The 18,908-nt window shown below is 62.7% G+C and carries 18 protein-coding genes; 11 read left to right on the plus strand and 7 right to left on the minus strand.

What is annotated here, in order from left to right:
- The first annotated feature begins 37 nt into the window (after positions 1–37).
- From NMG46_RS03015 to NMG46_RS03055, 9 genes are all read left to right on the plus strand, one after another.
- A complete protein-coding gene (locus tag NMG46_RS03015; protein ID WP_254816230.1) occupies positions 38–2,332 on the plus strand; it encodes a bifunctional salicylyl-CoA 5-hydroxylase/oxidoreductase in 2,295 nt (764 codons plus the stop codon).
- Positions 2,329–3,102 carry an SDR family NAD(P)-dependent oxidoreductase gene (locus NMG46_RS03020; RefSeq protein ID WP_254816231.1) on the plus strand — a complete coding sequence of 258 codons (774 nt, stop codon included), beginning with the start codon at positions 2,329–2,331 and terminating at the stop codon, positions 3,100–3,102. Before NMG46_RS03015 ends, NMG46_RS03020 begins: the two co-directional genes overlap by 4 nt.
- A complete protein-coding gene (locus NMG46_RS03025; protein ID WP_254816232.1) occupies positions 3,096–3,566 on the plus strand; it encodes a MarR family winged helix-turn-helix transcriptional regulator in 471 nt (156 codons plus the stop codon). The genes NMG46_RS03020 and NMG46_RS03025 overlap by 7 nt, the downstream gene beginning before the upstream one ends.
- Entirely contained in the window at positions 3,563–4,375 is an 813-nt protein-coding gene (locus NMG46_RS03030; protein WP_254816233.1) for an enoyl-CoA hydratase family protein, read from the plus strand. Before NMG46_RS03025 ends, NMG46_RS03030 begins: the two co-directional genes overlap by 4 nt.
- Before the next feature lie 237 nt (positions 4,376–4,612).
- The gene (locus NMG46_RS03035; RefSeq protein ID WP_254816234.1) at positions 4,613–5,761 is read left to right on the plus strand and encodes an acyl-CoA dehydrogenase family protein; all 1,149 of its coding nucleotides are present in this window, start codon (positions 4,613–4,615) and stop codon (positions 5,759–5,761) included.
- Between the two features lie 71 nt (positions 5,762–5,832).
- Complete coding sequence (locus tag NMG46_RS03040; protein ID WP_254816235.1) at positions 5,833–6,228, plus strand: RidA family protein; 396 nt, start codon at positions 5,833–5,835, stop codon at positions 6,226–6,228.
- A 178-nt stretch (positions 6,229–6,406) separates the two neighbouring features.
- On the plus strand, positions 6,407–7,198 hold the full coding sequence (locus tag NMG46_RS03045) for an ABC transporter substrate-binding protein (protein WP_254816236.1): 792 nt from the start codon (positions 6,407–6,409) through the stop codon (positions 7,196–7,198).
- Positions 7,199–7,305: 107 nt separating this feature from the next.
- Positions 7,306–7,980, plus strand: coding sequence for an amino acid ABC transporter permease (locus NMG46_RS03050; protein WP_254816237.1), 675 nt, complete (start codon positions 7,306–7,308; stop codon positions 7,978–7,980).
- A 71-nt stretch (positions 7,981–8,051) separates the two neighbouring features.
- Entirely contained in the window at positions 8,052–9,344 is a 1,293-nt protein-coding gene (locus NMG46_RS03055; RefSeq protein ID WP_254816238.1) for a cysteine desulfurase-like protein, read from the plus strand.
- Here the strand turns inward: NMG46_RS03055 and NMG46_RS03060 are convergent.
- Positions 9,275–10,147, minus strand: a complete 873-nt coding sequence (locus NMG46_RS03060; RefSeq protein WP_254816395.1) for an NAD(P)H-dependent oxidoreductase — start codon at positions 10,145–10,147, stop codon at positions 9,275–9,277. The genes NMG46_RS03055 and NMG46_RS03060 overlap by 70 nt on opposite strands.
- Before the next feature lie 93 nt (positions 10,148–10,240).
- Here NMG46_RS03060 and NMG46_RS03065 point away from each other — a divergent pair, with 93 nt between their 5' ends.
- The gene (locus NMG46_RS03065; protein ID WP_254816239.1) at positions 10,241–11,161 is read left to right on the plus strand and encodes a LysR family transcriptional regulator; all 921 of its coding nucleotides are present in this window, start codon (positions 10,241–10,243) and stop codon (positions 11,159–11,161) included.
- 22 nt (positions 11,162–11,183) lie between these two features.
- Here the strand turns inward: NMG46_RS03065 and NMG46_RS03070 are convergent, their stop codons facing one another.
- The 6 genes from NMG46_RS03070 to NMG46_RS03095 all read right to left on the minus strand — a co-directional run bounded on the left by NMG46_RS03070 (position 11,184) and on the right by NMG46_RS03095 (position 17,260).
- Positions 11,184–12,014, minus strand: a complete 831-nt coding sequence (locus NMG46_RS03070) for a dipeptide ABC transporter ATP-binding protein (RefSeq protein ID WP_254816240.1) — start codon at positions 12,012–12,014, stop codon at positions 11,184–11,186.
- Entirely contained in the window at positions 12,011–12,886 is an 876-nt protein-coding gene (locus NMG46_RS03075; RefSeq protein ID WP_254816241.1) for an ABC transporter ATP-binding protein, read from the minus strand. The genes NMG46_RS03070 and NMG46_RS03075 overlap by 4 nt, the downstream gene beginning before the upstream one ends.
- A 4-nt stretch (positions 12,887–12,890) precedes the next feature.
- Positions 12,891–13,808: an ABC transporter permease subunit gene (locus NMG46_RS03080; RefSeq protein WP_254816242.1), complete on the minus strand. Its 918-nt coding sequence runs from the start codon at positions 13,806–13,808 to the stop codon at positions 12,891–12,893.
- A gap of 1 nt (position 13,809) precedes the next feature.
- Positions 13,810–14,817: an ABC transporter permease subunit gene (locus tag NMG46_RS03085; RefSeq protein WP_254816243.1), complete on the minus strand. Its 1,008-nt coding sequence runs from the start codon at positions 14,815–14,817 to the stop codon at positions 13,810–13,812.
- Positions 14,818–14,875: 58 nt separating this feature from the next.
- Positions 14,876–16,468: an ABC transporter substrate-binding protein gene (locus tag NMG46_RS03090; protein WP_254816244.1), complete on the minus strand. Its 1,593-nt coding sequence runs from the start codon at positions 16,466–16,468 to the stop codon at positions 14,876–14,878.
- Positions 16,469–16,633: 165 nt separating this feature from the next.
- A complete protein-coding gene (locus tag NMG46_RS03095) occupies positions 16,634–17,260 on the minus strand; it encodes a hypothetical protein (protein WP_254816245.1) in 627 nt (208 codons plus the stop codon).
- A 16-nt stretch (positions 17,261–17,276) separates the two neighbouring features.
- Between NMG46_RS03095 and NMG46_RS03100 the strand changes: the two genes are divergently transcribed.
- Entirely contained in the window at positions 17,277–18,908 is a 1,632-nt protein-coding gene (locus NMG46_RS03100; protein WP_254816246.1) for a long-chain-fatty-acid--CoA ligase, read from the plus strand.

Here is an 18,908-nt window from a genome sequence, read left to right on the forward strand (position 1 = left end):
TAAACTCGACAGACAGAAGCGAAGAGGAGATCGCACGATGAAAGTTGCGGTTCTCGGCGGCGGACCAGCCGGGCTCTACTTTGCAATCTCGCTGAAGCTCAGGGATGCCGTGCATGAGGTCACGGTATTCGAGCGCAACCGTGCCGATGATACGTTCGGCTGGGGCGTCGTGCTGTCGGCCGAAACGCTGGAGAACCTGACCAAAAACGACCCGGTCAGCGCCGTCTGGATCCGCAAGCATTTCGCCTATTGGGACGACATCGCCGTCATCCATGACGGCGTGCGAACGGTCTCGACCGGTCATGGCTTTTGCGGCATCGGCCGCAAGCGGCTGCTCACCCTGCTGCAACGGCGGGCGCGCGAGCTCGGCGTCAAGCTGGTCTTCGAATCCGACATCGCCGATCCAAAGCCGTTTATGGAGACGCACGACCTGGTTGTCGCCGCCGACGGGCTGAACTCGAAAGCGCGAGGCACCTTCGTCGACGTGTTCAAGCCCGATATCGACATCCGTAAATGCAAGTTCGTTTGGCTCGGCACCCACCAGAAATTCGACGACGCCTTCACGTTCATCTTCGAGAAAACCGAGCATGGCTGGGTGTGGGCGCACGCCTACCAGTTCGACAGCGATACCGCGACCTTCATCGTAGAATGCAGCGAGCAGACCTGGCAGCGCTTCGGCTTCGGCGCGATGTCGCAGCAGGAATCCATTGCCGTCTGCGAGCGCATCTTTGCCCGTCATCTCGGCGGCCACGCGCTGATGACCAATGCCAATCATATCCGCGGCTCGGCGTGGATCAATTTCCCGCGCGTCTTGTGCGAACGCTGGTCCTACAAGAACCTGGCGCTGATGGGGGACGCGGCGGCGAGCGCGCATTTCTCGATCGGTTCCGGCACCAAGCTGGCGCTGGAAAGCGCGGTGGCGCTGGCCGACTATGTCGAGTCCGAACCGGACCTCGAGGCAGCCTTCCGCAGATATGAGGACGCCCGCCGCACCGAAGTGCTGAAGCTGCAGTCGGCGGCGCGCAATTCGCTCGAATGGTTCGAGGAGGTCGAGCGCTATCTCGGCCTCGATCCGGTGCAGTTCAACTATTCGCTGCTGACGCGTTCGCAACGCATCAGTCACGAGAATTTGCGGCTGCGCGATGCCGAATGGCTGGCCGGCGCCGAGGAATGGTTCCAGCGCCAGGCCGGCGCCGGCGGCAACAGTCTGCGTCGCGCGCCGATGTTCGCGCCGTTCCGGCTGCGCGGCATGGCGCTGCAGAACCGCGTCGTCGTCTCGCCGATGGCGCAGTACAAGGCGGTCGACGGCTGTCCGACTGACTGGCATTTCGCCCATTACGCCGAACGGGCCAAGGGCGGCGCCGGCCTCCTCTACATCGAGATGACCTGCGTCAGCCCGGAGGGCCGCATCACGCCTGGCTGCCCCGGTTTCTATGCGCCCGAGCATGAGGTCGCCTGGAAGCGGCTGGTCGAGTTCGTCCATGCCGAGACCGAGGCCAAGATCTGCGCCCAGATCGGCCATTCCGGTGCCAAGGGGTCCACCAGGCTCGGCTGGCAGGGAACCGACGTGCCGCTGCCCTCAGGCAATTGGCCGGTCATGGCAGCCTCTTCCGTGCCGTGGTCGCCGGAAAACCAGGTGCCGAAGGCGATGGACCGCGCCGACATGGATATGGTGCGCGACCAGTTTGTCGCTTCGGCCGAGATGGCGGCGCGCTGCGGCTTCGACATGCTCGAAATCCACGCCGCGCACGGCTATCTCCTGTCCTCCTTCATCACGCCCTTGACCAACCGGCGCATCGACTCCTATGGCGGCTCGCTGGAAAACCGCATGCGCTATCCCTTGGAAATCTTTCATGCGGTGCGCGCCGCATGGCCGGCCGAGAAGCCGATCTCGATGCGCATCTCCGCCAATGACTGGCTGGGCATCGAAGGCGTGACGCCGGCCGATGCCGTAGAGATCGCGCGGCTGCTGCATGAGGCCGGCGTAGACATCTGCGACGTATCGGCCGGCCAGACTTCGGCCGTGGCAAGACCGGTCTATGGCCGCATGTTCCAGACGCCGTTTTCCGATCGCATCCGCAACGAGGTCGGCATGGCGACGATGGCGGTCGGCAATATCTATGAGCCGGACCACGTCAACTCGATCCTGATGGCGGGCCGCGCCGATCTCGTCGCACTGGCTAGGCCGCATCTTGCCGATCCGTACTGGACGCTGCACGCGGCCGTCACGCTTGGCGATCGCGGCGTCAAATGGCCGGATCCCTATCTGCCCGGCCGCGACCAGCTCTACCGGCTGGCCGAACGCGAAGCGGCGGCGGGGTTGAAAGTATGAGTGCCGCCGCGACGATTTCGGGGCGTCATGCGCTGGTCACCGGCGGCGGCTCCGGCGTCGGCCGCGCAATCGCGCTGGCGCTGGCCGGCGCGGGCATTAACGTGACCATCTGCGGCCGGCGCGTGGAGCCGCTTGCCGAGGTTGCCGCCGAGAACAAGCGCATCTTTGCAGTTGCCGCCGACGTCGCCGACGAGGCATCGATGACGGCGCTCTACGAGGCCGCGCAAGCGGCACACGGAGCGTTCGACATCGTCGTTGCCAATGCCGGCATGTCCGGCAGTGCTCCGGCGCAGCGGACCTCGCTGGCAGACTGGCAGCGCACGCTCGACGTCAACTTGACCGGCGCGTTCCTGACGGTGAAGCCGGCGTTGGCCGGCATGGCAGTGCGCAAGACTGGCCGTATCATCTTCGTCGCTTCCACCGCCGGATTGAAAGGCTATCCCTATGTCTCAGCTTACGTTGCCGCCAAGCATGGCGTCGTCGGCCTGATGCGGGCACTCGCCGTCGAGACCGCCAAGTCCGGCATAACAGTGAATGCCGTGTGCCCAGGGTTTGTCGAAACCGAGATGCTGGAGAGCGCCGTCCAGCGCATCGTCGAAGCGACCGGCCGCTCGTCCGAGCGGGCACGGGCAAGTCTTGCCGCGACCAACCCGCAAGACCGCTTCATCCAGCCGGAAGAAATTGCGGCCGCGGTACTTTATCTGTGTGGCGACGCCGCCCGGTCGATTACCGGGCAGACGATTTCGATCTCCGGAGGTGAGACATGGTAGCCGGTCCCCTACCCGCCCCGTCCGGACCCGGCAAGGACCGCCTGCGGCTGTGGATACGCCTGCTGCGCGCCTCGCGCACCATCGAGGCCGAGCTGCGCGAACGCCTGCGCCAAGAGTTCAACACGACGTTGCCACGCTTCGACGTGATGGCCGCGCTCTACCGCGCGCCGGAAGGCATGCTGATGAGCGATCTTTCGCGCTTCCTGCTGGTGTCCAACGGCAATGTCACCGGCATCATCGACCGGCTGGTCTCGGAAGGGCTGGTGATGCGGGCCCGACGCAATGGCGACCGCCGCACTTCGATGGTGCGGCTGACGGAAGAGGGATCGAAGACTTTCGCCGTGATCGCCGCCGCGCATGAAAAATGGGTCGGCGAGTTGCTGGGCAATGTGAGCGAGGACGAGGCGCGCCGGCTGACCGGCATGCTGACCTCCTTCCGCAGCAATTGGGAGGGACGGGAATGACGAAGATGGCTGGCCGCAAGCCGAAGCATTTCCTCTGGCAGGTCGAAGGCAAGATCGCAAAAATCCGGCTCGATCGGCCGGAGCGCAAGAACCCGCTGACCTTCGACAGCTATGCCGAATTGCGCGACACTTTTCGCGATCTCGTCTATGCCGACGATGTCGATGCGGTAGTGTTCCTTCCCAATGGCGGCGATTTCTGCTCGGGCGGCGATGTCCACGAGATCATCGGCCCACTGGTCAAGATGGACATGAAGGCGCTGCTCGCCTTCACCCGCATGACCGGCGATTTCGTCAAGGCGATGCTGAATTGCGGCAAGCCGATTATTGCGGCGGTCGACGGCGTGGCGGTCGGCGCCGGCGCAATCATCGCCATGGCCTCCGATATCCGCATCGCCACGCCACAGGCCAAAACGGCTTTCCTGTTCACCCGCGTCGGCCTTGCCGGCTGCGACATGGGCGCCTGCGCGATCCTGCCGCGTATCATTGGCCAGGGCCGCGCCGCCGAGCTGCTCTACACCGGCCGCACGATGAGTGCCGAGGAAGGCGAGCGCTGGGGCTTCTACAACCGGCTGGTCGATACCGCAACGCTTGAGGCCGACGCGCTCGACATGGCCGCGCGCGTCGTTTCCGGCCCGACCTTCGCCCATGGCATGACCAAGACGCAGCTGAATCAGGAATGGTCGATGGGGCTTGACCAGGCTATCGAATCGGAAGCGCAGGCGCAGGCGATCTGCATGCAGACACGCGATTTCGAACGGGCGTACGAGGCTTTCGTCGCCAAGGAAAAGCCGGTGTTCGAGGGGAATTGAGGATGTTTTCTTCGATAAAGACCGACAGGTTCGCGGGACAGCGCCCCCCTCTGTCCTGCCGGACCTCTCCCCCTCAAGGGGGGAGATCGACTTTGGTTCCCACCTTAGCCAACCGCAACCGCCGCAAGATGCGGGCGGACGCCGGAGCTGCCAATCTCCCCCCTAGAGGGGGAGACGGCCGGCAGGACAGAGGGGGGCGCTGTAGAGCGCGAGGCCCGAAGCATAGCGGAGGCAGAAATGCCTGACCGCTCTTTCCTCAACTGGCCGTTCTTCGAGGCCCGCCATCGTGAACTGGCCGAGCGGCTGGACGCATGGTGCTCCAAGACCCTGCCGGTCGCCCATGACGATGTCGACGCCGCTTGCCGCGAGCTGGTGGCCAAGCTCGGCCGGGACGGCTGGCTGAAGCCGACGGCGCTCGACATCGAAAACCCCTCGCCGCTCGACGTGCGCACGCTCTGCCTCACGCGCGAGACGCTGGCCCGGCATGATGGGCTCGCCGATTTCGCCTTCGCCATGCAAGGGCTCGGCACCGGCGCGCTCAGCCTGTTCGGCACGCCAGACCAGCAGCACTGGCTGGCAAAGACACGGGCCGGCAAGGCGATTTCGGCTTTCGCGCTTTCGGAGCCGCGTTCGGGCTCGGACGTTGCCAATATGGAAATGACCGCCGCGCGAGACGGCGACAGCTATCACCTATCCGGCGAAAAGACCTGGATCTCCAACGGCGGTATCGCTGACTTTTATGTTGTCTTTGCCCGTACCGGCGAGGCGCCCGGCGCCAAGGGGCTTTCCGCCTTCGTCGTGCCTTCCGAGGCCGAGGGGCTGACCATCGCCGAGCGGCTGGAGGTGATCGCGCCGCACCCGCTCGCCCGGCTATCTTTCGACAATGCACGCGTCCCAGCCTCGGCGCTGATCGGCAAACCCGGTGACGGTTTTCGCATCGCCATGTCGGTGCTCGACGTATTCCGTTCGACTGTCGGCGCAGCGGCGCTCGGCCTTGCCCGGCGCGCGCTGGACGAAGGCATCACAAGAGTGGCCGAGCGCAAGCTGTTCGGTGCACCGATGGCCGAGCTGCAGATGGTGCAGGGCCATATCGCCGACATGGCGCTGGATGTCGATGCCGCCGCCTTGCTGGTCTACCGCGCCGCCTGGACCAAGGACATGGGCGCGGCCCGGGTTACCCGCGAAGCCGCCATGGCCAAGCTGTTCGCTACCGACAAAGCGCAAGAGGTGATCGACAAGGCTGTCCAGCTGCATGGCGGCGACGGCGTCCGCAAGGGGCATATCGTCGAAAGACTGTATCGCGAGATCCGGGCACTGCGCATCTACGAGGGGGCGTCCGACGTGCAGAAAGTGGTGATTGCACGGCAAGTGATGGGAGCGGCCTGAGACAGGATTTGCGTAAAAATTGATTGTCCTTGAGTTTGAGCGACCGGATTTGAGCATTGGGAGGTTTTGACATGCACACCATCCTGCAGCCGGAAGGCTGGGCGAAACCCGTCGGCTACGCCAACGGCGTCGCCGCGCGCGGGCAGCTTGTCTTCGTCGGCGGGCAGGTCGGCTGGAACGGACAGGGCTGCTTCGAGACCGATGATCTTGTCGGTCAGGTGCGGCAAACGCTGGCCAATATTGTCGCCGTGCTCGCCGAGGCCGGCGCCAAGCCGCAGCATATCACCTCGATGACCTGGTACTTTACCGACAAGGCGGAATATCTGGCCAATCTCAAGGGGATCGGCGAGGTCTATCGCGAGGTGATCGGCCGGCATTTTCCGGCGATGGCCGCCATGCAGGTGATGGCGCTGGTCGAGGATCGCGCCAAGGTTGAGATCCAGGCCACGGCGGTTATTCCGGAGTGACGGCAACACGCGGCAATTTTTTAAGCTTAAACTTTCGCCTTGAAAAGCGCGGTACTTTGGATAGCATCCGATGTCTTGCGACTGCCGTGCCGGGAGGGCTTTCCGGCAGTCCCGTCACTTGGCGCATCAAAACCGTGCGGGGGCCAAACCCGCCCGATCACAACCAGAGGGAACGAAAATGAACTTCACCCGTCGCAACCTGCTGCTTCTTGCTGCCGCCATCGGCATCGCCGGCGGCCCGGCCTCTGCCGAAGGCACGCTGAATGTCGGCGCCTATCCGACCAATCCGCCTTTTGAATACAAGAACGAGAGCGGCACGTTCGAGGGTTTCGAAGTCGACATCATCAATGAGGCGGCAAAGCGTATCGGCATGACCACTGATATCGCCGATCTCGGTTTCCAGGCGCTGTTCGCCGCCACCACCTCGAAGCGCATCGACGTCGCCATCTCGTCGATCACCATCACGCCGGAGCGGCTGAAGTCTCAGTCGTTCACGCAGCCCTACTATGATTCCGACATGGGCATCGCCGCGAAGGCCGACAGCCCAATCAAAGCCGAGGCCGACCTCAAGGGCAAGATCGTCGGCGTGCTGTCCGGCTCGACCGGTGAAGCCTGGGTGAAGGCCCACCAGGAGGCGGACGGGTTCAGTGACGTCAAAGGCTACGACACGCAGCAGAATTTGCTGCTCGATCTCAGCTCCGGCCGCGTCGATGCAGCGGTCAGCGATATTCCGGGCCTGGAATATTCCTTCACCAGGATGAAGGATCTCGCCGTGAAAGAGCGCATCAAGACCGGCGAGCAGTACGGCCTGATGATGACCAAGGACCACCCGCTGCTCGGCAAGCTGAACGACGCGCTGACCGCGATGAAGAAGGACGGCACGCTGGCCGCGATCCACAAGAAGTGGTTCGGCAGCGACGCACCGGCCGATTCCTCGACCGTCAAGGAAATGCCTATGCCGAAGGCCTGAGCGGCAGTTGGCGCTTAAATGTCGTGCCGGCTTCTTGCCGGCACGATTTCGAATTTCGGGCTCGGGCTCGAGCGTCGCGGGACGCCAAACGTTTCGGAAATGCTGCGATGTCGCTGCTGGACACCTTCTTCAACGCCGACGTCATGGTCTCCAGCCTGCCGGCGCTGCTGCGCGGTTTCCTGAACACCCTGCTGCTCGGAATCATGAGCATCGGCATCGGTATTCCCGTCGGCCTCGCGATCAGCCTGGTGCGGCTCTATGCGCCAAAGCCGCTTCGGCTGCTGGCTCTCGGCTACATCGACATTTTCCGGGCGATGCCGGTGCTGGTGGTGCTGATCCTGATCTACTATGCGCTGCCGTTCCTCGGCATTCGCCTGTCATCGTGGACGTCCGCGGTGATGGCCTTCGCCATCATCATGGCGGCCTATTCGGCCGAGGTGTTCCGCTCCGGCATAGAGAGCATTCCGCGCGGCCAGTTCGAGGCGGCGCAGGCGCTCGGCCTGCCGTTCTTGCTGACCTTGCGCAAGGTAGTGCTGCCGCAGGCGATCCGCGTCGTCATTCCGCCAATGACCAGCAATTGCGTTTCGATGTTCAAGGATACTTCGCTCGCCTCCACGGTAGCATTGCCTGAACTGCTGAAGGAAGCGACCAACGCGCAATCGCTCTATGCCAATCCTTCACCGCTGATCGGCGCGGCGCTGGTCTATCTGATCTTTCTCTGGCCGATGGTCCGACTCGTCAGCCTCCTGGAACGCCGCTTCCAGACCGAAAAGACCCGCTGAGGCCGCCAACGATTTCCGTCCGCCAATTCCCCGAATATCAACTTCCGTTAGGCACTTCGCAGGAGACGAGCTTGAACCAGCATCAGATTTCGAAAACCGGCGATGCCGCAGCTTTCCCGGTCGAGACGATCCGCGCCATGTTTCCCGCCTTGCAGCAAGCCGGAGACTTCGTCTTCATGGACAATGCCGCCGGCGCGCAGATCCCGCAAAGCGTGCTCGATGCGGTCACCAACCATTTGGTCGCGCATAATGTGCAGCGCGGCGGCCGCTATGGCCGCAGCGTCACCGTCGATCAAGCCGTGGCCGGCGCGCGTGAAAGCGTGGCCTTGCTGATCAACGCTACCAACCCGGCGGAGATCTGCTTCGGCATGAACGCCACTTCGTTCATCCGCCTGGTCAGCCTCGGCATCGGCCAGATGCTTTCCGAGCGCCCAAACGGGGAGCGTGACGAGATCGTCATCACCGACATGGATCACGACGCTAATATCGCGACGTGGCTGGCGCTGGCGCCCGCTGGCGCCAAGTTCAAATGGTGGCGGATGCGCGAGGACGGCAATCTGCATGTCGACGATTTGCGCCCGCTGGTCTCAGAGCGCACCCGGCTCGTCGCCTGCACGGTGACGGCGCATTCGATCGGCTCGATTGTCGACGTTGCTTCCGTGGCTGGGATTGCGCATGCGGCAGGCGCCGAAGTGTTCCTCGACTGCGTGCATTACGGCCCGCATGGGTTGATCGATGTGCAGGCCTGGGATTGCGATTATCTGGTCTGCTCCGGCTACAAGAATTTCTCGCCTCATATGGGCTTCCTGTGGGGCCGCTTCGAAACACTGAAGCGCTTGCCGACCTTCCGCGAGGATTTCATCCCCGACGAGCCGCCTTACAAGATCGAGGCCGGTACCTTCATCTACGAGAACGTCTCCGGCATGGATGCCGCGGTGCGCTATCTCGAGTCGATCGGCCGCAATTTCTTGTCCGAGAATAACCGGTCGCGCCGCGACAACATCGTCGCCGGCATGAATGCCATCCGCGATTACGAGCAGGTGCTGGCGCGCGAAATGCTGGCGGTGCTCAAGGGTTGCGGCGCGACGATCTATGGTGTCGCCGACGAAGCACGCCTCAGCGAGCGCGTGCCGACTTTCTGTTTCAACATCGGCACGCTGTCGCCGCAGAGGATCGTCGAGGAAATGGCCGAGATGCAGATCGGCATTCGCGACGGCCATATGTATGCGCCGCGCCTGATGAAGCGGCTCAACTTAAGCATGGACAGCGGCGCCGTCCGCGCCTCGCTGGTGCATTACAATACGATTGAGGAAGTTCGGCGTTTCGGCGAGGCGCTGCGTACCGTCATCGCCCGGCTGTCCTGATCGGGCTGTCCGGCTGCGCTTGCGCCGTTCTGGTGGAGCGCGAAAGCGGTTGCACCCGGGCTCTCCAGGCCGGGGCGCAACTGCATGCTTGGGATCAGGTAATCGCCGCCATTCTGCTGCCGATAAGGAATGGGCCGGATTGTCTCGAGCGTCCGCATCCTCTCGCGCAGCCGCTCCGCGACAGGCTCGAAATCGGCTTCCCCAAAACGGTCCACCCTGTAAACCACGAACGGCGGAAGCACGTCGTAGCCCGGATAATAGAGAATTCCGTGATTGATCGGGAACAGCAGGTCGTCGATCGGGCCGTTGACGCCGCGGGCGGAATAATGCTCCTCCCAGCCGCCGGTGGTCACGATCAGCATTGCGCGCTTGCCGGCGAGCGTTCCCTCACCAAAGCGGTCACCCCACCGCTTGTCGCTGTGCTCGCCAACGCCATAGGCGAAGCCGTAGGCGTACACGCGATCGACCCAGCCTTTGAGGATCGCCGGCATGGCGTACCACCACAGCGGGAACTGGAGGATCAGGGTGTCGGCCCATAGCAGCTTGTCGATCTCGGCTTTGACGTCATCGGTCAGAGTGTTGGTCGCAAAAGCCTTTTTGGAGGCGCCGGCCGGCAGGAAGCGTGCTTCGGGCGGCCACGCCGGAAAGTCGGCACGGTCCACCTCGGCTTTCCAGCCGTCGGCATAGAGGTCCGACACCCGCACCTCGTGGCCTTGGGCCTCGAGTTCCCTGATGGCGACGTCACGCAGCGCGCCGTTGAGCGAACGCGGTTCAGGATGAGCAAAAACAAGCAGGACTTTCATGGGTCTACTCCGAAGAAGGACGATAGACACCAAAGGTAGCCAGCCGCGGGCTGATCCACTATATGTAGGAAATGTATAAGATTATGCCGAATAATGGATAGATCGGACGTCACTCTCGAGCGCATGCGCACCTTCGTTCGCGTCGCCGAGCGCGGCAGCCTCTCGGCGGTGGCGCGCGAACTCGGAGTTGGGCAGTCGACGGTCACACGGCATTTGCGAGAACTCGAGGAGGCCGTCGGAGTGCCCTTGCTCAGCAGGACCACCCGGCGTGTGACGATGACCGATGAAGGCAGCCGTTACTATGCCGACAGCGTCCAGATCCTGCGCCTCGTTGAGCAGGCCGGCGATGAGGCGCGGGGCACGCGCGGCGCGTCGGCCGGCACGATCCGGATATCCTGCACGGCGGCGCTCGGGGTCTTGCACGTCAGCCGGTTGATCTTCGCCTTTCAGGACCGCTATCCCGATATCGGCATCGATCTTAGCCTCACCGACGAGCGCATCGACCTTGTGCGGGAGGGCGTCGACATTGCGCTTCGCCTCGGTCCGCTCACCGACAGCTCGATGAAACTGCGGGCGCTCGGGCAATCCCGGCGTCTGCTGGTGGCGGCGCCGGCCTATCTGGCGGCGCGGGGCAGACCGGCTGTCCCGCAGGGTCTGCCTGCGCATGAAGGCATCCGGATGTCGAACATCGCGGGAAGCGACACGCTCACCCTGCAGGGGCCGGGCGGCGAGACCTTTGCGGTGCCCTTTGGCGGGCGATTTCGTGTGGACCATGGGCTTGCCGCGCGCGAAGCCCTTGTCACGGGACGCGGTATCGCACCCGCCCACCACTGGCTTGTCGACGATCTTCTGGCCGCCGGCCGGCTGGAAGTGGTCCTGCCGGGCTATTTTCCGCCTCCCGTCCCGCTGAGCATGCTGATCGTTCCGGAGCGTGCGGGCATTGCCCGGGTGCGGCTGCTGGTCGACTTTCTCGTCGAGGAGATCTCCAGCATTCCGGGGATCGAGAAGCGGTAGCCGGCCGGCAAACCTCGCCGGATCAGGCGGCCTTCTTCTTCGCCAACCTTGCCTTGATGCTGGCGACGTCGGCACGCGGCGTAGCCGCGAACAGCGTCCTGGTGTAGCTGTGCTTGGGGTCGGCGAAGACCTCGTCGCGCGAGCCGTATTCGACCGCCTCGCCGAAATACATCACCATCACGTCGTCGGCGATGTAGCGCACCACCGACAGGTCGTGGCTGATGAAAACATAGGTCAGCTGAAACTCGTCCTGCAGGTCGGCGAGCAGGTTCAGCACCTGCGCCTGCACCGAAAGATCAAGTGCCGAGACCGGCTCGTCCAGCACCAGAAGACTGGGGTTGAGCATCAGCGCGCGGGCAATGGCGATGCGCTGGCGCTGGCCGCCCGAAAACATATGCGGGTAGCGATTGTAGTGCTCGGGGCCGAGACCGACCTTCTTCAGCATCTTCATGGCAAGATCGCGCCGCTCGTCGGCCGTGCTGTCGGTGTTGATGAGCAGCGGCTCGCCAAGCACATCGCCGATCTTCTGGCGTGGATTGAGCGAACCATAGGGGTTCTGGAAGACGATCTGCACCTTGCGGCGCATTTCCTTCGACAGACCATCCCTCGCGATGTCGACCTTCTTGCCATCGATGAAAAGCTCGCCGGAGGTCGCCGGGTCGATCAGGGTGATGATGCGGGCGAGTGTTGACTTGCCGCAGCCGCTCTCGCCGACGATGGCCAGCGTCTTGCCCTTGTCGACGCTGAACGAAACACCCTTAACCGCATGAACCGTACGGGAGGGGCGGAAAAGCCCGCCGCCGACATGATAGTCGCGCACGATGTTCTTGCCTTCGACTACCGTCACGCTCATGAGGCGGTTCCTCCTGCGGATCGGGCTGCGACTACAGAGGGGGCCGGCTCGAACAGCATGTCGGAAACAGTCGGCAACCGGTCGCCGACGGCGTTTTCCGGCAGCGCCGACAGGAGCGCGCGGGTGTAATTGCTCTTGGGGGATTCGAACAGCGACAGCACGTCGGCCTCTTCCATCTTGCGGCCCTTGTACTGGACGATGACACGGTCGGCGGTCTCGGCAACCACCCCCATATTGTGGGTGATCATGATCAGGCCCATGCCGTATTTGGCCTGCAGGCCGACCAGCAGATCGAGGATCTGCTTCTGGATGGTGACGTCGAGTGCCGTGGTTGGCTCGTCGGCTATCAAAAGCTTCGGATTGCAGGCGATGGCGATGGCAATCATGACGCGCTGGCACTGGCCGCCCGACATCTGATGCGGGAACGAGCCCAGCCGTTCCTCGGGGTCGGCGATGCCGACGAGCTTCATCAGTTCAATGGCGCGCGCCCGGCGCTGAGCACGGTCCATGCCCATATGAAAGCGCAGCACCTCCTCGATCTGGAAGCCGACGGTGAAGCATGGGTTGAGGCTGGCGACCGGTTCCTGGAAGATCATCGAAATGTCCTTGCCGACGATCTTGCGCCGCTCGGATGGGCCGAGCTCTAGCAGGTCGATGCCGTCGAAGGCCATGCGGTCGGCCCTCACCGTCGCCGTGTTGGGCAAGAGCCCCATCACCGCCAGCATCGCCACCGATTTTCCGGAACCGGATTCGCCGACGATCGCCAGCACCTCGCGCGGTTCGACCGACAGGTCGATGCCTTGTACCGCCATGAATGGTCCGGCGGCGGTGTCGAAGGAAACGGTCAGGTTCTTGATCTCGAGAAGAGGCATTGGATCATGATCTCTTCAGCTTGGGGTCGAAGGCATCGCGCAGGCCGTCGCCGATCAGATTGATTGCAAGCACAGTGATCAGGATGGCAAGGCCGGGGAAGGTCACCACCCAAGGCGCGCGCAGGATGAATTCGCGCGCCGAAGCGAGCATCGTGCCCCATTCTGGTGTCGGCGGCTGCGCACCGACACCGAGGAAGCCGAGCGCCGCAGCCTCTAGAATAGCGTTGGAGAAGGACAGCGTGGCCTGCACGATCAGCGGTGCCAGGCAGTTCGGCAAGATCGTCCTCACCATCAAGCGAAGATGACCGGCGCCGGCCACCTTGGCGGAGATCACATATTCGCGATTCTTTTCGGCCATCACGGCGGCGCGGGTGAGACGTGCGAAATGCGGCTGCAGCACCAGTGCGATCGCCAACATGGCATTGAACAGGCCCGGGCCGAGGATCGCCACCAGCACCAGCGCCAGAAGCAGCGACGGGAAGGCCAGGATGATATCCATGATGCGCATGATCAGCGTGTCGACCCAGCCGCGGAAATAGCCGGCGAGCACGCCAAGCACGATGCCGCTGGTGAGTGAGAAGACGACGACCACCAGGCCGATGAACAGCGAAAAACGTGCCCCGAAGATCAACCGCGAAAGCATGTCGCGGCCGACCGCATCGGTGCCGAGCAGGAACATCGATTTGCCGCCTTCCTGCCAGGCAGGAGGCGCCAGCAGTGCATCGCGAAACTGCTCGTCGGGCGAATGCGGGGCGACGAACGGCGCAAAGATCGCCACCAGCACCAGCGCCGAAAACAAGACAAGACCGATGACGGCCCCGGTGTTCATCGAGAAATAATGCCAGAACTCGGCAAACGCCCTTTGCCTGCCGCCTGTCGGGATGGAGGCAGCGGTGGCTTCGGCGGCGGATTCGTCGGTCATCTCACTGCACCCGGATGCGCGGATTGATGACGGCGTAGAGCACGTCGACGATCAGGTTCACCGCCATGACGATCAGCGCGATGATCAGCAATCCGCTCTGCACGACGACATAGTCGCGCTTGCCGATGGCGTCGATCATCCATTTGCCGATGCCTGGCCAGGAAAAAATGGTTTCGGTCAGAATGGCGCCTGCCATCAACGTGCCGACCTGCAGTCCAATGGTGGTGACCACTGGGATCAGCGCGTTGCGAAAAGCATGCAGCCCGATGACACGGCGCGGCGCCAGGCCCTTGGCACGCGCGGTGCGGACATAGTCCTCGCCCAGCACCTCGAGCATCGCCGAGCGCGTCTGGCGCGCTATGACGGCGAGCGGGATCGTCGCCAGCACGATCGATGGCAGGATCAAATGGCTGACGGCGGATTTGAAGGCGCCGCTCCTGCCGGAGATCAGGCTGTCTATGAGCATGAACCCGGTCGTCGGCCTGAAGAAATACTGCAGGCCGATACGGCCGGAAACCGGCGTCCAGCCGAGATAGCCGGAGAAGAAGATAATGAGCAGCAACCCCCACCAGAAGATCGGCATCGAATAGCCGGTCAGGGCGACACCCATCGTCGCCTGGTCGAACCACGAGCCGCGCTTGACCGCGGCGAAAATGCCGGCGGGGATGCCAAGCAGGATGGCGATGATCAACGCCACCGTCGCCAGTTCCAGCGTGGCCGGAAACAGCGCCTGGAATTCGCCGAGCACTGGCCGCTTGGTGGCAATGGATATGCCGAAATCGCCGGTGAGGACCCTGCCGATATATTCCAGGTACTGGATGACATAGGGCCGGTTGTAGCCAAACTGCTCGATGAGCTGAGCGTAGCGTTCGGGGCTGACGCCGCGCTCGCCGGCCAAGGCCAGGATGGGATCGCCGGGCAGAAGCCGGACGAAAGCGAACGCCGCCAGCGAAATGCCGAACACGGTCGGGATGATCAAAGCGAGCTTGTGGAGGAGATAACGGAGCATCTTGCTTCATAGAACGGCGGCGCGGGAAGTCCAGCGCCGCCGTTCAATTTCTCAGGACTTATTCGGTGACGTCGACGCCGTCAAACCGATGAATGCCGAGCGGGTCCATAACGAAGCCCGACACCTTCTTGTTCATCGGCATGAAGACCTTGGAATGGGCGATGGTCAGCCACGGAGCCTCACGCTTGAACACCACCTGAGCTTCCTCGTAGATCTTGGTGCGCTCGGCGACGTCCGTCGTTGCCTTGCCTTTTTTCAGCAAGGCTTCAAATTCCTGGTTGCACCAGATCGCATAATTGGACTGGCCGATGGCATCGCAACCGAGCAGGAAAAAGAAGTTGTCCGGATCGCCATTGTCACCGGTCCAGCCCAGTTGGAAGGCGCCATCGCGATCCTTAGCCTTGCCGCGCTGGCGATACTCGGTCCATTCGTAGCTGACGATCTCCGCCTTGACGCCGACGGCGGCATAGTCGGCCTGGATCAACTCGGCGACGCGCTGGGCGTTCGGGTTGTAGGGGCGGCTGACCGGCATAGCCCAGATCTTCATCGACAGATCCTTGACGCCGGCGTCGGCCAGCATTTTCTTGGCCGCCTCTGGATCATAGGGATCGTCCTTGATGTCCTTGTTATAGGACCACATGGTCGGTGGGATCGGGTTGATGGCCGGCGTGCCGGCGCCCTGATAGACCGCGTCGATGATCGCCTTCTTGTTTACCGCCATGTTGAGGGCCTTGCGGACCTCGACCTTGTCGAAGGGCGGCTGCGTTGTGTTATAGGCCATGTAGCCGATATTCAGGCCTTCCTGCTCATCGACCTTGAGGTTCGTGTCGGCCTGCAGTCCGGCAATGTCGGCTGGCGCCGGGTACGACATGATATCGCATTCGCCCGCCTTCAGCTTCTGCGCGCGCACGGCGGGATCGGGCGTGATGGCGAAGATCAGATCGTCGATCTTCTGGCGGCCGCCATAGTAGCCGTCCCATGCCGCGTAGCGGATGACCGCGTCGACCTGGTAGTCGACGAACTGGAACGGACCGGTGCCGACCGGCTTCTGGGTGAACTGCTGCCTGGTGCCGGCCTTGTCGAGCTGGTCGGCATATTCCTTGGAAACGATCGAGGCGAAATCCATGCCGAGGTCCGGCAGGAACGCGACTTCAGGCTTGTTCAGCACGAATTTCACCGTCAGGTCGTCGACCTTGACGATTTCCTTCAGGAGATCGGGGAAGCCCATGCCGGTGAAATATTCCCAGCCGGTGCCTTCCAGATAGCTGTACCACGGGCTTTCTTTCTTCCACTGGCGTTCGAAGGAAAAGATCACGTCGTCGGCGTTGAGGTCGCGCGTCGGTGTGAAATAATCGGTCGTCTGGAATTTCACACCCGGGCGAAGCTTGAAGGTGTATTCGAGACCGTCGTCGGAAACCGTCCAGCTCTCTGCCAGGCCGGGCGAGATGGTGGTCTTGCCATGCTCGAACTCGACCAGGCGCGAATAGATGGTGCGCGACGAGGCGTCGAAGTCGTTGCCGCCGCTCCATGGCGACGGGTCGAAGCCGGCCGGCGAAGCCTCCGAGCAATAGACCAGTTGTTTTGCATTGGCCATGCCGCCGAGGACGCTTGCAGCCAGCAACGCGGCTGCAAAAGTCAGTTTCTTTTTCATTGAGCACTCCCTGATGTTCTTCCAAGCCCCTCTATCAGGCTCGCGAAGGCCGCATATAAGCACCGTTTTTCTAGCTTTGGAACTGCTTGTTTGCCTAACCCACGGGAAGCAGAAAAAAATTCCGGCACGCGGCAAATTGTGGAAAAAACGAGCCGAATCCGCAGATCACGACATTATTAGCGACTTCAATTTTTTGTTGATCGGCGATGCCGCCAATTGTGGGAATCGAGCCTTTCGGTTCAAGAGACCCGCGTCCGAAAACCGGTCGCGGCCGAGAGGTTTGACGGCAAGTCTTACCGCACTCCTGGTGGCGAAGGCTTGCATGGCCGCCGCTTGTGGCAATACATAGATAGATGGGCAGCGTGCCGGATTTTCCCGGGTTTCGGGCATTGCGGCAAGCGTTGGGATATCTTTGTTGATCAGGGCTTGGTGGCGCGCAAGCATGCCGAAACAATAAGAACGATTGAGGGAGCGACAGGTGGCAAAACCGGCAAAGACAACCAGCGCGGCGAAAGCAAAGGCCGAGGCAACATCGAAAGCAGTCAAGTCAAAAGCGGCCGACGCCAAGCCGGCGGCTACCGCGAAGGCAAGCGCGAAGCCGGCGGCGAAGACCACGGCTGGAACGGCTGCTAAACCGGCAACCCGCAAGACGGCGCCTGCTGCAAAGTCTGCCGCCAAGCCGGCGGCGAAGGCAGTGCCGACAGCGCCCCGACCGTCGGCAGGTCCGGCCAAGAGATTACCAAAGGCGATCACGTCACTGGCCGCCGGCCTGCCGGAAAAACCGTGGCTCAAGAGTTATCCAAAGATCGTGCCGGCCGAGATCGGCGCTCTGCCCTCCAGCTCGATCGGCGACTTTCTCGTCACCGTGTGCAAGCAATTTGCGAATCGGCCGGCCTTCGTCTGCATGGGCAAATCGATCACCTATGCCGACCTCGAGCGACAGTCGGCCGCCTTCGGCGCCTATCTGCAATCAACGGGGCTGCAGAAGGGCGCGCGCGTCGCACTGATGATGCCGAATGTGCTGCAATATCCGGTGGCGATCATGGCAGTGCTTCGCGCCGGCTATGTCGTGGTCAACATCAATCCGCTCTACACGCCGCGCGAGCTGGAGCACCAGCTCAAGGATTCCGGCGCTCAAGCCATTGTCATCCTCGAAAATTTCGCTTGCACCCTGCAGGCGGTGATCGCCAGGACCGCGGTCAAGCATATCGTGGTCGCCTCGATGGGCGACATGCTCGGTGGGATCAAGGGACGAATCGTCAACTTCGTTGTACGCCGCGTCAAAAAGATAGTGCCGGCATGGTCGCTGCCCGGCCATGTCAAATTCAGCGCCGCGCTGAAGGCAGGCGCCGGCATGGCCTTCAGGCCCGCAAAGGTCGCGGCCGACGACATCGCCTTCCTGCAATACACAGGCGGCACGACCGGCATCTCCAAGGGCGCGATGCTTTTGCACAGCAACATTTTGGCGAACGTCGCGCAGAACGCGCTGTGGGCTGAAGACGCCTTTACCGTCAAGCCTAAGCCGGCGCATCTGAACTTCCTCTGCGCGCTGCCGCTCTATCACATTTTTGCGCTGACGGCGAACGTGCTGGTAGGCATGCAGCAAGGCGCACAGAATGTCCTCATCCCCAATCCGCGCGACATTCCCGGCTTCGTCAAAGAGCTGCAGAAATACCCGATCCACATCTTTCCGGGCCTCAACACGCTGTTCAATGCGCTGCTCAACAATGAGGATTTTCGCAAGCTCGATTTCAAGCCGCTGATCCTGACGCTGGGTGGCGGCATGCCGGTGCAGAGGGCCATCGCCGAACGCTGGAAGGCGCTGACCGGCTGCCCGATCAGCGAGGCCTACGGGCTTACCGAAACCTCGCCGGGGACAACCATCAACAAATTCAGCGACGGCGTCTACACCGGCACGATCGGCCTGCCGCTGCCCTCGACCGAGATCGCCATCCGCGACGACGACGGCAACAATTTGCCGCTCGGCGAAGTCGGCGAAATCTGCATCCGCGGACCGCAGGTGATGGCCGGCTACTGGAACCGGCCGGACGAGACCGCCAAGGTGATGACAGAGGACGGCTTCTTCAAATCGGGCGACATGGGCTTCATGAACGAGGGCGGCTACACCAAGATCGTCGACCGCAAGAAGGACATGATCCTGGTTTCCGGCTTCAACGTCTATCCGAACGAACTCGAGGAAGTGGTGGCACAGCATCCGGGCGTACTCGAAGTGGCGGCGATCGGCGTGCCGGACGAGCATTCGGGTGAAGTGCCGAAGCTGTTCGTCGTCAAGAAGGACCCGGGGCTGACCGCCGAAGCGCTGGCGGCTTATTGCAAAGAGAACCTGACCGGCTACAAACGCCCCAGGCATATCGAGTTCCGCACCGAGCTGCCCAAGACACCGGTCGGCAAGATCCTGCGACGGGCGTTGCGGGGCTAG

The organism is Mesorhizobium sp. LMG 17147 (genome assembly GCF_024297145.1).
Classification (GTDB): Bacteria; Pseudomonadota; Alphaproteobacteria; order Rhizobiales; family Rhizobiaceae; genus Mesorhizobium.